Annotated in this window: 14 protein-coding genes; 6 read left to right on the plus strand and 8 right to left on the minus strand. The window is 42.9% G+C overall.

Going from position 1 to position 14,846, the window contains the following annotated elements; translation table 11 throughout:
* Positions 1-797 precede the first annotated feature (797 nt).
* From fabV to pspF, 7 genes are all read right to left on the minus strand, one after another.
* Positions 798-2,000, minus strand: coding sequence for an enoyl-ACP reductase FabV (gene fabV, locus DBZ36_RS04965; RefSeq protein WP_120353817.1), 1,203 nt, complete (start codon positions 1,998-2,000; stop codon positions 798-800).
* 70 nt (positions 2,001-2,070) lie between these two features.
* The gene (locus DBZ36_RS04970; RefSeq protein WP_120353818.1) at positions 2,071-2,880 is read right to left on the minus strand and encodes an ATP-binding cassette domain-containing protein; all 810 of its coding nucleotides are present in this window, start codon (positions 2,878-2,880) and stop codon (positions 2,071-2,073) included.
* 4 nt (positions 2,881-2,884) lie between these two features.
* A complete protein-coding gene (locus tag DBZ36_RS04975; RefSeq protein WP_120353819.1) occupies positions 2,885-3,871 on the minus strand; it encodes an oligopeptide/dipeptide ABC transporter ATP-binding protein in 987 nt (328 codons plus the stop codon).
* Positions 3,871-4,752: an ABC transporter permease subunit gene (locus tag DBZ36_RS04980; protein WP_120353820.1), complete on the minus strand. Its 882-nt coding sequence runs from the start codon at positions 4,750-4,752 to the stop codon at positions 3,871-3,873. The genes DBZ36_RS04975 and DBZ36_RS04980 overlap by 1 nt, the downstream gene beginning before the upstream one ends.
* Positions 4,742-5,704 (minus strand): ABC transporter permease, encoded by a 963-nt coding sequence (locus tag DBZ36_RS04985; RefSeq protein ID WP_120353821.1) that lies wholly within the window; start codon positions 5,702-5,704, stop codon positions 4,742-4,744. The genes DBZ36_RS04980 and DBZ36_RS04985 overlap by 11 nt, the downstream gene beginning before the upstream one ends.
* Entirely contained in the window at positions 5,701-7,296 is a 1,596-nt protein-coding gene (locus tag DBZ36_RS04990) for an ABC transporter substrate-binding protein (protein ID WP_158589031.1), read from the minus strand. The genes DBZ36_RS04985 and DBZ36_RS04990 overlap by 4 nt, the downstream gene beginning before the upstream one ends.
* 64 nt (positions 7,297-7,360) lie before the next feature.
* Positions 7,361-8,335, minus strand: coding sequence for a phage shock protein operon transcriptional activator (pspF, locus tag DBZ36_RS04995; RefSeq protein ID WP_120353823.1), 975 nt, complete (start codon positions 8,333-8,335; stop codon positions 7,361-7,363).
* Positions 8,336-8,537: 202 nt separating this feature from the next.
* Between pspF and pspA the strand changes: the two genes are divergently transcribed.
* The 6 genes from pspA to DBZ36_RS05025 all read left to right on the plus strand — a co-directional run bounded on the left by pspA (position 8,538) and on the right by DBZ36_RS05025 (position 14,006).
* Complete coding sequence (gene pspA, locus DBZ36_RS05000; RefSeq protein ID WP_120353824.1) at positions 8,538-9,224, plus strand: phage shock protein PspA; 687 nt, start codon at positions 8,538-8,540, stop codon at positions 9,222-9,224.
* A 6-nt stretch (positions 9,225-9,230) separates the two neighbouring features.
* Entirely contained in the window at positions 9,231-9,467 is a 237-nt protein-coding gene (pspB, locus tag DBZ36_RS05005; RefSeq protein WP_120353825.1) for an envelope stress response membrane protein PspB, read from the plus strand.
* On the plus strand, positions 9,467-9,844 hold the full coding sequence (gene pspC, locus DBZ36_RS05010; RefSeq protein WP_120353826.1) for an envelope stress response membrane protein PspC: 378 nt from the start codon (positions 9,467-9,469) through the stop codon (positions 9,842-9,844). Before pspB ends, pspC begins: the two co-directional genes overlap by 1 nt.
* Before the next feature lie 217 nt (positions 9,845-10,061).
* Positions 10,062-11,525, plus strand: a complete 1,464-nt coding sequence (locus tag DBZ36_RS05015) for a TyrR/PhhR family helix-turn-helix DNA-binding protein (protein ID WP_120353827.1) — start codon at positions 10,062-10,064, stop codon at positions 11,523-11,525.
* A 123-nt stretch (positions 11,526-11,648) separates the two neighbouring features.
* Positions 11,649-12,758 (plus strand): 3-isopropylmalate dehydrogenase, encoded by a 1,110-nt coding sequence (leuB, locus tag DBZ36_RS05020; protein ID WP_120353828.1) that lies wholly within the window; start codon positions 11,649-11,651, stop codon positions 12,756-12,758.
* A 72-nt stretch (positions 12,759-12,830) separates the two neighbouring features.
* Complete coding sequence (locus DBZ36_RS05025) at positions 12,831-14,006, plus strand: cystathionine beta-lyase (RefSeq protein WP_120353829.1); 1,176 nt, start codon at positions 12,831-12,833, stop codon at positions 14,004-14,006.
* A gap of 108 nt (positions 14,007-14,114) precedes the next feature.
* Here the strand turns inward: DBZ36_RS05025 and DBZ36_RS05030 are convergent, their stop codons facing one another.
* Positions 14,115-14,786 carry a nitroreductase family protein gene (locus DBZ36_RS05030; RefSeq protein WP_120353830.1) on the minus strand — a complete coding sequence of 224 codons (672 nt, stop codon included), beginning with the start codon at positions 14,784-14,786 and terminating at the stop codon, positions 14,115-14,117.
* Positions 14,787-14,846 lie beyond the last annotated feature (60 nt).

Raw genomic sequence — 14,846 nt, forward strand, 5'->3', positions numbered from 1 at the left:
AATCTCCGGTGCGCTGATTATTGCTAAAATTTACGTATCCTGGTGACCTATAGGTCGCCTGTTGAACTTGCAAGTCAGGCTGCCTAATATGAATTATCTCATCGCGATAATGGTACTAAACTCGGGGAAAAGTCAGTGGCAAGACCAATTTTATGATGCTTGCCAAATTATTCTCCTAATTTCAAAACTAAACGTACGTGCATGACTTAGATAAATCTTAAGTAACTAAAAAATGGGTCAGCTAGCGCTAAAAAGGCAACTTAGACATCATAGCTATTGGGCTTACTCGATATGACCAGAAAAAACGATCCAGTACTTTATAAGATTCGCGGTTTACCAAGACCCTGTGTACTAATGCTATTATCAGCAACACAAGTATCAATCACTATCAAAGGTGGAAGTATGAGTAATCTGTCTAACGAGACTATAGAAACATACACAATAGTAGCACCAGAATAAAGTGATGCTAGTGTTCCTGGCGCATTGCTCAGTGTTGAGTTAAACATTGACGAAACTATTGAATGGGTGTGGACACACCTTGAGAATGGCCAAAGCGCCGTTACCGGTTATCAGGTCCTTAAGAAGTAAATGGTTGAATTGGAATAAGCAAGTAACAAGCAAGCAAACGGACCAAGTCCTTGATCTGATTCGGTAGCCACTTCAGACCAACAAATTAATAGAAATGGTATAAGCTAAACAGTGAATATTACGGCTAGATAACAGAGCTTTAGGCTGGTACCGACAACAAAAAAAGCACCCGAAGGTGCTTTTTGTTTCTTAACCACAATGGCTTTTGTTTATAGTTCTATCGGTTCAAAATCAATTAGTGTATCAACGTCTGCATCGTAATCGATGCCATCAACACCGAAGCCAAACAGTTTCAAGAACTCGGCTTTGTACTCAAGGTAATCGGTTTCTTGGCTAAGGTTTTCATCAGTGATTTGTGGCCACAGATTTTTACAGTGTTGTTGTATATCATCTCGCAGCTCCCAATCATCTAGGCGCAAGCGATTACTTGCATCAACCTCAACTGGGCTGTCGTCCGTTTTATATAAGCGTTGACTGAACATACGGTAAATTTGTTCCATGCAACCTTCATGTAAACCTTGCTCTCGCATCTTCTTAAAGACCATTGCAATATATAAAGGCATCACCGGAATCGCAGAGCTCGCTTGTGTTACAACACTTTTAAGTACTGCTACGCGAGCATTGCCACCTTGCGCAGAAAGTTTGGTATTTAGTGCGCCGGCTGCGCGGTCTAAATCCATTTTTGCTTTACCCAGTGCGCCTTCCCAATAGATTGGCCAAGTGAGTTCAGTACCGATGTAGCTGTAAGCAACGCTTTGACAGCCTTCAGCGAGCACACCCGCCTCAGATAGTGCGTTTATCCATAATTCCCAGTCTTCACCGCCCATAACTGTAACGGTATCTTTAATTTCTTGTTCTGTAGCTGGCTCTACTTCGGTTTCGATAATGGTGTCGCGATTGGTATCTACTGCTGTCGAACGATAAACCTCACCAATCGGCTTAAGGCTTGAGCGAACAAGCTCTTGGGTATCTGGTAATTTACGCACTGGAGATGCAAGGGAATACACGACTAAGTCGATTTGCCCTAAGTCTTGCTTAATTAGCTCAATGGCTTGGGTTTTTGCTTCATGAGAGAAGGCATCGCCATTGATACTTTTAGCATATAAACCCGCTGCATGTGCTTTTTGAGTAAACGCAGCCGAATTGTACCAGCCAGCGGTACCAGGTTTTTTTTCTGTACCTGGCTTTTCGAAAAAGACGCCGATAGTTGCCGCATCGCTACCAAAAGCGGCGGCAATTCTAGATGATAAACCGTATCCAGAAGATGAACCCACAACCAACACTCGTTTAGGGCCTTTAGCCAATTTGCCTTGAGCAAGGGTGTAGTCGATTTGTTCTTGGACATTTGCAGCGCAACCGACAGGGTGTGTGGTTGTACAGATAAAGCCGCGGGTCCGAGGTTTGATAATCATTTAAGGTCCTTGTTGGTAATATGGCAATAAAACGTGCGGATCTTAGCACGCATTTGCCACGCTGAAACGGCTAAGTGCTCGGATCAGTTCTAGATTTATAGGAAAATTCATTTCGACTATTGTAAGAACGCAACAGTCGTTTACTTAATTCATGCGCAGGATTATCAAAGAAAGTATGATTATCACAGTATTCGACTGCTTCGCCTTGATGCATTAGCATGACTTTGTCGGCAAGATGTTGCACTAAGTCTAGATCATTGGTGACAATCACATAGGACAATCCAAAACGACGTTGCTGTTCCAGCATAATGTTGGCCATTTGCGCACGCAGTGAAATATCTTGGGCGGCAATGCCACCGTCACTAACGATAACTTTTGGATTTAAAATTAAAGCGCGGGCTAAGGACAAACGCTGCTGCTGCGCACTAGAGAGCATACTAGGGTAGAACTCACTATGATCGCGTAACAAGCCGACGTTTTCTAAAACTTCATCAATTTTTTTCTGACGTTGTAGATTGTCATGTTCGGTATTGAGTAGCAATGGCGCTTCTAGAATACGACCTATGGTTGTATTTGGATTTAAGCTTGTATGTGGATCTTGAAAAATCATTCGAATTAAACGACAACGGCGTTGATAATCACCAAAGATGAGTCCTTCGCCATTAACGAAAATATCGCCACTGCTAGGTTTGGTCATGCCACTAAGTATTTTGGCTAAGGTTGATTTTCCCGAGCCTGACTCACCTAAGATAGCAATGGTCTCTGAGGGTTCTAAGGTAAAGCTAACATGCTTCACCGCTTCAACCCGTTTACGCCCAAGCCAACCACTGTGACTATAGTAGTGATGCGAAAGATTTTGAACTCTAAGTAGTTCGGCCATAAATCTACTCTTGCTTCAATGGAAAGTGGCAGGCAAATAGATGACTGCGTTTTTTCTGAAGAACAGGCTGTTCAACACATTGCTTTTGTGCATGTGGGCAGCGAGGTCCAAGACGGCATCCTATAGGTAAATGTTGCAACAAGGGGACAGAGCCTGCTAGATTTTTCATGGGCGTTTTAGCCGCCGATTGACGGCGTTGTTCGGGTAAGGCGTCTAGTAATGCTTGGGTATAAGGATGAAAAGCGCGTGAAATAATTTCTTTGGTTTGCGCAACTTCCACGATTTGACCACAATATATAATACTTACATCTTGAGCCAGTTCACGCACCGTAGCAAAATCATTACTAACTAATAGTATCGTCATATTATTGGTTTGATTTAAGCGTTTTAGAAGCTTTAGGATCTGGCTTGCTGTATTAGGGTCCATCGAAGCAGAAGGTTCATCAGCAATCAACAGTTTTGGTTTGCCAGCGATAGCCATCGCAATCATAACTTGTTGGCAAACCCCTTGTGATAGCTCATATGGATAGCTCTGCATCACGTGTCGATGATCTTTAATACCAACTTTATGTAACAGGGCTTGAGCTTGCTTTTTACGCCATTGGAAACGACGCCAAAAACCGCCTTTGAAATTATCGGTTGGGATACTTTTCTCAAGTTGAGTACCTACTTCTTCACTAGGATCTAAGCAGGTTGCAGGATCTTGGAAAATCATCGCAATATCTTCGCGCATCACGCGGCGTCGCTCGCGTTCGCTTAAGTTCATCAGGTCGATGTCGCCCAAACGCAGACGATCTGCAGTAATACGCCAGTTGGGCTTACTGATCCCAACTATGGCTTTGCCAATTAAGCTTTTGCCTGAACCTGATTCGCCAATTAGTCCACGTACTTTACCTTCATTAATGGTTAAGCTTACCCGATCAACCGCTTTCACACGGCCCTCTGCCATATCCATTTCAATGGTGAGGTTCCTGATGTCCAACAGAGGCATTAATCTAAACCCTCAACAACGGCTCGTCGCAGGCCTTCACCTACGACATTGAATGACAAAATGCAGAGCATAATCGTAACACCCGGTAGAACGACGGTCCAAGGTGCCAAAAAAATGAGGTCACGGTTACTCGAGAGCAGTGCTCCCCATTCAGGTAACGGTGACTGGGCACCAATACCGATAAAACCGAGAGCTGTTATATCAGTTAAAGCACTACCTAGGGCTCGGCTGGTTTGTCCAATAAGTGCGGCGCTAATATTTGGTAACACGCCATAGCGTAAAATACGGTAGGGGGATGCGCCATCAAGGCGAATTGCAACCACGTATTCTTTTTGCATTTCTTGAGCAACAGCGTTGTAAACAACTCGCACAAATTGCGGAATTAAGGCAATTGAGATGGCGATTAAAGTATTAACCAAGCCGGGACCAAGCAACGACACTAAGATCAATGCTATCAATAACGAGGGAATCGATAGCGCAGTGTCCATTAGATGGTGCAAAATACTAGATTTTATACCCTTGCTCATACCCGCAAGAAAACCTAGCGGAATGCCTACAAAGGCTGCAATTAGCACCACAACTATACTACCGCCAAAACTTAATCGAGCCCCAATGATTAACTGTGATAGCAGGTCATGACCGAGATCATCGGTGCCCAAGAAATGACGGATCTCACCCGCTTGATCCCAAGATGGTGGCATTAGCAATGACTCGGATTGATAGCCCAAACCATAAGGGGATATAGCAAAACCAAATAAGCTTAAGATGATGAAACCAATAAGTATCCACAAACAGACTACAGCAACAGAATTTTTCTGGAAGCGAAGACTTATTCGGCTAGACATGGCATGAGGTCTATCGCCCCTTAAATCAATGCTCATATATTTCCTTGCGATGCAGTGGATAGATGAGAGTTGTAAAGATATCGGTTGCGACCGTAGTAAAAATAACAATCCCAGAAATAGCTAACATGCCACCTTGAATAGCTGCATAGTCTTGCTGGTAAATAGCATTAATCAACCAACGTCCGACACCGGGCCAATCAAATACGACTTCCAGTATCATAGTTGTTGTGAGTACGCTTCCAAATTGCCAGCCTAAATTTGGCAATATAGGTGGAATTGCGTTGCGTAAACCATGGTCAATAAGGATCTTCCATCGAGAAAAGCCCTTGGTCAGCGCAGTCTTTACGTAGTTTTGCTGCATCACATTACCTAAGGAAATTGTCACCTGACGAATAACTTCAGTGGTCGGCACTACTGCAAGAACTAAAGTAGGGATAGCCATATGGCTTATGACGCTTGAAATCGCTGCATCGCGAACATCTGCTGGTGCAAACCACGCGTCTATTAGCGCGAAACCAGTTGGGTGCGGATAGTCTAAAAGCAAGTCCATACGTCCAGACACCGGAAACCATCCCATTTGTAGTGATAAAGACATCACCAAGACCAGCGCTAGCCAAAATATGGGAATAGAATGCGCGACCAAAGTTATGCTCATAATGGTATTCCGCATCCATTGTTTTTTATGCATGCCAGCGATAGAACCAAGTGGAATGCCAACGATAAACGACACTAAAAAGGCAGCAAAACAAAGTTCTAAGGTTGCGGGCAAAACCGCAATCATTTCTGGATAAATCGGTTTACCACTGACGCTGGAAGTACCCCAATCACCGGAAAGTAAGCGCGCAATAAAATCCCAATAAGTTCTTAGGTTCATGCTGGTATCCACACCATTTAAATGCTGTGTTTGACCAAAGGCAAACGCGATAAATACGATAATCAGAAGCGTAATTATCAACAGATTTAAGCGGCGCATTATATAGCGGGTCATTGACTTATCCTCTGTGCATTTTTAAACGATGCGTTTCCAAAAGGATGCATTTGAATACCTTGCAGGTCTTCGCGATAAGCATAAATCCGCAAACTATGGGCTAATGGCATCACCGGCATGTTTTTACCTAAATAGGCCTGTAACTGATGGTAGTAGCGAATACGCTGTGAGAACGTTTGAGCACTGCTTGCTTGATTTAATAGGTGGTCAAAACCAGGGTCACACCACTGTGCAAAATTGCTACCTTTGGACACAGCTGCGCAACTAAATTGTTGCCGGAAAAAGTATTCGGGATCGTTGCTTTGGCTTGACCAACCGATCAACAGTAAGTCATAGGAGGGGTCTTCAGCAATCTTACGTTGTAATGTATTCCAATCGTAACTTTCGACACTTAGTTCGATGTCCCCTAAACGTAAGTCGTTAGCAATTAGCTCGGCAAGCTTTTGCGGTTGGGGGGTGAAATCACGCGCTTCGTTTAAGGTCCACAACACTAACGGACGTTCGATAGCTGCAGCATTTAGCGGGTGGCGGATGGACTTGACACTTGGCTGTGGGGAATAAGCCCAAGATGTGGAGGCGAGCACGTTGTCGGCTGCGGTCGCTAAATTTCTGTACACTGAGTCTAAAATACGGTCTGTTTGTATGAGGTGACTTAAGGCTTCTCGGTTACTAAGGCTATCAAACGGGGCTCGAGTAGTATTGAAGGCTAAGTAACTAACACTAATCCCATTTTGTACCGAAACCACAATATCGTCGCGATTGCTTAGTACACTTAATTGATTAGAGCTTGGCGCGGCTAAAACATCGCATTGACCCGTAAGTAGTTTTGCCATACGAATATGAGTTTGCGGCGTAATATCAAAAACGAGGTTTTGTAGTTTAGCCGGAGACTTCCAGTATTGATCGTGGGATTGGTAGCGGACAACGGTACCAATACGTTGATTTTTAAACTTGTAAGGACCGGTGCCGACAGGCGCTAAGTCTATTTGTTCAATTTGGTCTTGGTCTAGGAGTAGCTGCGCATATTCTGCGCTATGAATGACAGCAAACTCTGAACCTAAACTATCTAAAAAGGCACTGTCAGCCTGTACTAATTCAAATTCCACGCTGCCATCGGGGCCTTCTCTGACTTCAAGAATATTGTCTCTAAAACGACTAGCGTTAAAAAATGGGTAATTACCACCGGAAACGGCATAAAAAGGATGACGATGTTGCAACACCCGTTTAAAACTAAATACTACATCAGAGGCATTTAGTTTGCGGCTTGGCGTAAAGTAACTCTGGTGATGAAATTCAACGTCATCACGCAACCAAAACCGATACAACCTTCCTTTGTCTAGTTCTTCCCAACTTTTGGCAATCGCTGGTATAACTTCAATGCTGATAGGATCTATATCGACTAACCGGTCGAACAAATGCCGAGAACTGATAGCGACGCTATCGTTAATACTTTCAAGTTGTGGATTGTAATGCGCAGGTTGTGAATCTATGCAATAAACAATACCAGTTTTCTTGAGTTGGCCTTGCCATTCGCAAGCACACAACAGCAACAGCACAAAGCTGACGCTAATGGTGCGTAGGTGAATAAACATACAAGGTGATTTCATAGCAAATAATATTCAACAATTTAGCAAAATTAGATAGTTTTGCCTATCTTTAGCGTTGCTTGCTGGGCAGCAATTGGTGCTTTTTCATTAAACCTCGAAGTTGGTCATAAGTTAAGCCTAATGATTGTGCGCTGCGAGCTTGATGAAAATTGTGTTGGTGCAGGGCTTGTTCAAGTAATTGCTTTTCTAAGTTCTGAACCTGCGCTGTGAAGTTTTTGTCTGTATCAGTATGTGGCATTTCATTCGATTTTTGAGGACGCCAAGGTGATTCAAATGGGTCTATTTTAATCGCTTGGATCTCATCTTGTGGGCTTTGCACTAAAGCACGTTGAATGACATTACGCAGCTCACGTACATTTCCTGGCCATGTATAATCTAAAAGCTGCTGCTCACAATGCTTTGAAAAACTAATGCGCCCATCTATTCGTAGCTCTTGAGCCATCTTTTGGGCGAAATAATCAGCCAAAATTAGAATATCTTCTTTACGTGCTCGAAGTGGCGGTAGAGTGATCACTGCAAACGAAAGCCGATCGAGTAGATCACTACGAAATTTACCAAGCTTGGCTTGGGTTGGTAAATCTAGGTTTGTAGCACAGATAAGGCGGGCATCAGTTTTTATGACCTGGTTTGACCCAAGACGCTCAAACTCTCCGTATTCTATCGCACGCAACAGCTTTTCTTGAGCCATCATCGGCAACGTTGCTAATTCATCTAAAAACAGGCTACCTTGATCGGCTAGCTCAAAGCGCCCTTTGCGGCTATGAGTTGCGCCTGTAAATGCGCCAGCACTGTGCCCGAACAACTCTGATTCGATTAAATTTTCGTTCAAACTTGCGCAGTTTAAGGTGATGTACTGTTTATCCCATCGCTCGCTTAGATAATGCAGCCTTGCCGCAACCAATTCCTTGCCTGTTCCGCGTTCACCAATGATAAGAACTGGTCGGTTTAACGGTGCATATAGACTAACTTGGTCAAGAACCTCAAGAAAACTCGAGCTTTCACCGATAAGGTTTTGTTTTGACATGTGTAAATGACCAATTAATTGGTTAATATAACCAATAGTGTAGTTCTATTTCTGAAAGAAATCAAAATATACTCATAAATACAGTGACTTAAATATTTGGCATGAAGCTTGATTACATTAAAACTATAAGGCCGTTACTTGAAACGGTTTATGTTTAATCAAGTACTACTTAGCGCATTGCGCTTTATATTGGAGTCAACACATGAGTATTTTTACCCGACTAGCGGATGTTATTAACGCAAACCTTAGCAACCTATTAGATAAAGCAGAAGATCCGCAAAAAATGCTACGGCTAATCATTCAAGAAATGGAAGACACCTTAATAGAAGTTCGCTCGAGTACCGCCAAGGTGCTTGCAGATAAAAAACAATTGTTGCGTAAAATTGATTCGCTAAAGCAACGTCAAGATGAATGGCAATCTAAAGCAGAGTTAGCAATCGGACGTGGTCGAGAAGACTTAGCAAAAGCTGCATTGATTGAGAAAAATCGTTTAGGGCACGACATCACCGTCCAACAACAAGAGCTTGGCTTAGTTGATGATGCTCTTGCACAATTGCAAGACGAAATTGAAAAACTTGAAGCAAAACTAAGAGAATCACGAAATCGCCAAGATGCGATGTTAGCGCGCCAAAAAACGGCGCATAATCGTTATGCTGTTCGTCAACAACTTGATTCAACTCGATTGGCTAAAACGCGAGAAAAGTTTGAACAATTTCAAGCCAAGATTGACCATCTTGAAGCAAAAGCAGAATCTTTTGGACAAGTCAGCGCCCCAGAAGCGAATGACTTAGAGCGAGAGTTTGAACAATTACAAGCCGAATCTGAAATTGCCGATGAGTTAGAGCAATTAAAGACTAAGCTAAATCAACAATCTAATGCAGGAGGCTAGATAACGATGAGTGTCTTTGTAGCGCCATTTATTATGGCGCCAATTATAATCTTTTTGGTAATCGTAGTGCCTTTATGGTTAGTTTTACATTACCGCAGTAAGCAAAAGCTGAATATCGGTTTAAGTGATAACGAGCGTCACACTTTGGAACAGCTGCGTGAACGAGCCCGTATGTTGCAAGAGCGAGTCGAGACACTAGAAAGTCTTTTGGATGAAGAAATGAAACAATCAAGGAGCCAATAATGAACGATCATGGTTTATATCGAGACCCCGATAATGGCAAGTTGGCTGGCGTGTGTGCTGGTATTGCACAGCGTTTTAGAATTGAAACCTGGTTGGTCCGAATTATTGCATTTACCGTCGCGATCACCAATTTCGGACTTTTCGCAATAATTTATGGAGCAGGGTGGTTATTTCTCGAAAAAAAGCCCGGTACTGAATCAGAGCAATCTGCCATTAATCAGCTGAAGTCCAAAGTATGGCAGCGCGGTGATTCACCTAGCAGTATTATTGACGACATTGACAACCTTTTTAAGAATTTAGAGACACGATTACAAGATTTGGAAAAAACAGTGACCTCTCGCGATTTCGACTTAAAGCGTAAGTTTAAAAATTTATAAAGTGGCGGATAATTCATCAAGCTGTAAATAATCTAGTCAAGTAAACACTGAGGCTGTAGTTTTAGTTATAATTAAACTAAGTTTATGGTAATTGTAACGATTAGATTAGATCCGGTTTTATCAATATAATGTTTAGCAGATGTTTGCATTTAGTTGATGGCTCCAATTTGGCTAGTGAATAAAGGATTAAAATGCCCGCTACTTCAGGAACAGCTTTATGCGTCTCGAGTTAGTCTGTGAACAAAATACGCAGTTGTTTTCAGCCGTGCTCGCGCTTTTGGTTAAACATCAAATTGAGTTGTCAGCCATGGAAAGTAGTTCGCCCGGGCGTCTATTTTTAAGCACCGAAGAAGTCGCTCTAGAAACGCTGCAAGCTTTACTTAGCGAGTTAAGGCGTATAGCTGGTGTTTCTGATGCTCGAATTGTGCACGCACTACCTTCTGAAATAGAACAAAGAGAAGTTCAAATCCTGTTGGATAGTGTTCCATATCCCGTCGTTCTTATTGATAAAAACGGAATGATACGCCAGCATAATCAGGCTTTTGAAGATGCAAGTAACGACGAGCTTCTTATCAGTAACGCAAACGATATTTCTAAGTACTTAAAGGGATTTTCACCGTCAAGATGGTTTGGTTCAGGTTTAGGTAAGCGTGAAATATCCGAAGTCCAGTTAAGTGGTCGCAGTTATATGGTTGAAGTGATCCCTTTGAGTGAAAGCGAAGAAAGCGCTGATCGTCTACCTGGCGCTATAATGCTGTTTAAATCTACGTTTTGGCTCGAAGATAATTACGACCTTGAAGTTCTGCACTCCGAGCTAGAGCAAGGACATATCGTTTCTCAAAGCAGCAATATGAACCACATATTGCATAAGCTTCATCAACTTGTTGAGGAGCCGAAGGCGACGCTACTTTTTGGTGAAGCCGGAGTGGGTAAACGATTTTTAGCTCAATTACTAAATCAGTTGTCAATTGCTCAAGAAGACAAATTGTTAATTGTGGATTGCCGTAATAGCAGCGAGACCTTTGTCGAACAGCTTGTTGACATCGTATCACAGCGTCCGTTTACTGTAGCCTTGCAGTATATTGAAGTACTCAGCATTGAACAGCTCAGAGAGGCATATCGCGTCTTTCATGACCCAATTCAAGGAATCGGTCAGCTACTTTATATTTCTCATTTTAGCCCCGAGCAACTCAGTGCTCTTTGGGGTAGTGACGGCTATTACGATGTCGTTCAACAAAGTCTTGCGGTTGAGCCTTTGCGGAAGCGTCGAGAAGATATTGCCCCACTGGCACAACTTTGCCTCGATAAATATTACCTGAATCAAAATGCATCAATACCGGTATTAAGCAAAGAGGTAAAACGGTATTTATCGTCGCAAACTTGGCCGGGAAATATTTCGCAATTGTTCCATGTTATCCAAGAAACTGCAGATACTTCGAGTAAAGCCCGATGGAGCGTGAAAGATATTCGTTATCACCATGATGGTGCTGCTGATTCGGTGAGTTTGGAGAGCTTATTGCAGCAAAGCTACCACAGTGCAACGCAAGCGTTTGAGAAACTATTACTGGCTTATCATTACCCAAACTACCCTAGTTCTAGGCAACTGGCCAAAAGACTAGGCCTATCCCACACAGCAATTGCGAATAAATTGCGTGAACATAAAATCCGCGGAAAAGATTAGCCAATTTATCGTTAACTTTTGGTGATTACTGTCGTTTAAAACAAAGCGCTAGCAATATTGCATAGATTTTCTTATAGTGGTTTCCAGCTAAATTATGGATATTTAAAAGGTTGGAGAAACGATATGCAAAGCTACAAAATCGCCTTGTTAGCCGGTGATGGTATTGGCCCAGAAGTTATGAAGCAGGCGGTTAAAGTGCTCAAAGCAGTTGAAGCACGAAATCCTGATGTTAATTTTGAATTAAATCCTGCACTTTTCGGTGCTGTTGCTTACTTTGAAACCGGTAAGTCTTTCCCACAAGAAACCAAGGATATCTGCGATCAAGCGGACGCCATTCTTAAAGGCACTATCGGTTTAAATCACGAAGACTCTCAAAAAATCCCGGTTGATGAGCAACCTGAACGCGGCGCATTACTTCCGCTTCGTCGTCGCTATAATACTTACGCCAATTTCCGTCCTGTCTATTTACCTAAAGAGCTTTCGCATTTCTCGCCATTAAAAGCTGAAATCATTGGCGATGGCATTGATATTATGATCATCCGCGAATTGGTCGGTGGCTTATATTTTGGTCACAAAGAAACGGGTGTTGATGAGCAAGGACGGCGTTTTGTACGCGAAGTACTTGAATACGATGAAGATCAAATTAGAAATATTCTAAAAGTTGGTTTTGAAACGGCTCAAAAGCGTAAGAAAGTTCTGCATAACATTCATAAATCCAACGTACTTAAGTCATCAGTGCTATGGAACACCATCGTCGATGAGCTAGCACCAAGTTATCCGGATGTTGAGGTGAAACACATTTTAGTTGACGCTGCTGCAACCCTATTATGTCTGAATCCTGGTCAGTTCGATGTGATGGTGATGGAGAACATGTTTGGCGACATCCTTAGTGATCAAGGCGGCGGGATACTCGGCTCACTAGGCCTAATGCCATCTGCGTGTGTAGGACCAGAAAAATCTTACTATGAGCCTTCCCATGGTAGCGCTCCAGATATCGCAGGAAAAAATATTGCCAACCCTTATTCTATGATTGGTTCAGTCGCCCTAATGCTCGAGATGAGTTTTGGTATGGAAAGTGAGTCCAAGCATTTGTGGAACGCAATGAAGTCGGTATTTGCACAAGGCTACGGCACGCCAGATTTAGCTAAAGGTGATGACGCTAAATTAATCGATACTGATAAGTTTGGTGATCTAGTGGTAGCAGAGCTTAATAAAGCCCCGCGTCCGCAGTAACAACGATTGATTGAAAAATAAGGCGCGTTTCGCGCCTTTTTCATTGGCTTTGCATGAGGTAAGGGGTCGCAAGTGTCAGATAAGATTGCAAGTAAAATAGTAAGTGCTGGACGCTCCAAAAAGTGGGTGAATGGCGTGGTCAATCCAAGCGTTCAACGCGCTAGTACCGTGGTATTTGAAAATGTCGCAGAGTTAAAAAAATCCGCGGCTAAACGACATGATAAAACACTATTCTATGGACGCCGCGGCACTCAAACTAGCTTTTCGTTTCAAGAAGCAATGAGTGAGATTGATGGCGGAGCGGGTTGTGCTATTTACCCCTGTGGTACGGCTGCTATAGCTGGTGCTTTGCTGTCGTTCCTAAAATCAGGTGACCATCTTTTAATGGTGGATAACGTTTATGAACCCACCAGAGATTTGTGCGACAATTTACTCGCCAACTTCGGCATAAAAACGACCTATTATGATCCGATGTTGGGCGGTGACATCGAGCCCCTTGTCCAAGATAATACCAAAGTTATTTTTACTGAATCACCAGGCTCTTTGAGCATGGAGGTCCAAGACATTCCCGCTATTTCTAAGGTCTGTAAACGTCATGACATCGTTCTGATGTTAGATAACACCTACGCCTCGATTCTAAACTTCGATGCGTTTGAACACGGGGTTGATATCTCAATTCAGTCTGCCACGAAGTACATTGTGGGCCATTCTGATGTCATGTTAGGTACAGCGTCCTCAAATGAAAAGCATTGGCCACAATTACGTGAAAATAGCTACCTTCTAGGGCAGTGTGCATCGCCTGACGACATTTATCTGGCTTTAAGAGGCTTACGTACCGTTGGGGTGCGCATGGCTCAACAAGCAATTAATGCGAGATTAATAGCAAACTGGTTAGATAAACAAGCCATCGTAGATCATATCCGTCATCCGCAATTTGATAGCTGTCCAGGGCATGAGATTTTTAAGCGCGACCACAAAGATGCCAATGGTTTATTTTCATTTGTAATCAAAGAAGGGTCTGCCAAGAAGCTAGCGGCGTTCATTGATCACATGACACATTTTAAAATTGGTTATTCTTGGGGTGGCTACGAAAGCTTGATCATAGGTGTAGAAAACTTACAGAGTCTACGTACCGTAACTAGCTGGCCCGCTGGGCACATACTGATTCGCTTGCATATCGGTTTGGAAGATCCACAAGATCTAATTGACGATCTCGAGCTGGGCTTGCAGCGTTTTATTGAAGGGTGATACGGTTAAAGTGACTAGTTTAGCAAGATAGAAATATAGCCAGTTTGAGGCTGGCTATAAATTTCAGCAAATACTCAAGTCCACGTCAAAGTACGATCACATGATGCTTTATAGAAAATCGCATATCTCGTTCAAGGCCTTCTTTTTTAATGCATGCTCAGGAACCGTGGCGGCTTCATGCGGATAACCGGCGACTATTAACATATATGGGCGTTCGTTATCGTTGTCTCTACCACAAACCTTACTTAAGAAAGACATCGGCTTTGGCGTGTGGGTTAGGGTAGCGAGACCGGAGTTATGTAAAGCTTGGATTAAGAAACCGGTCGCGATACCAACAGATTCATGGACATAGTAGTTTTGCTTCGCTTCTTCGCTGTCCTCACTTCGTTTTTTGGTAAAAATTGCAATTAACCAAGGCGCCTTATCAAGGTAGGGTTTATTTGCATCCGTACCCAATGGCTTCAAATTCTCCAACCATTCTTCGCCGCCTCGACCTGCATAAAAAGCTTGCTCTATCGCTTCAGCTTGCTCGCGTATTTGGGATTTAATCTTAGGACTACTTATCGCCACAAAATGCCAAGGCTGATGATTAGCTCCGTTAGGGGCGCTACCTGCTGCCAGTATGCATTGCTCAATTATTTCTTTCGGTACGGCTCTGTCGCTAAAGTTACGAATAGAATGCCGACGTTTCAGGTTGAGGTAATTGCGTGTCGCTCGCTCCAGCATTTCGCTTTGAGGATACTCAATAAAATCACTTAAAGGCAATTGTTGCTCGCTCATTCATATGTCCTTGAGTTTATGCATTTTTATTAATGGACTTTGTTTTATATAGTCACTGCA

The organism is Alginatibacterium sediminis (genome assembly GCF_003610775.1).
GTDB classification, from domain to species: Bacteria; Pseudomonadota; Gammaproteobacteria; order Enterobacterales; family Celerinatantimonadaceae; genus Alginatibacterium; species Alginatibacterium sediminis.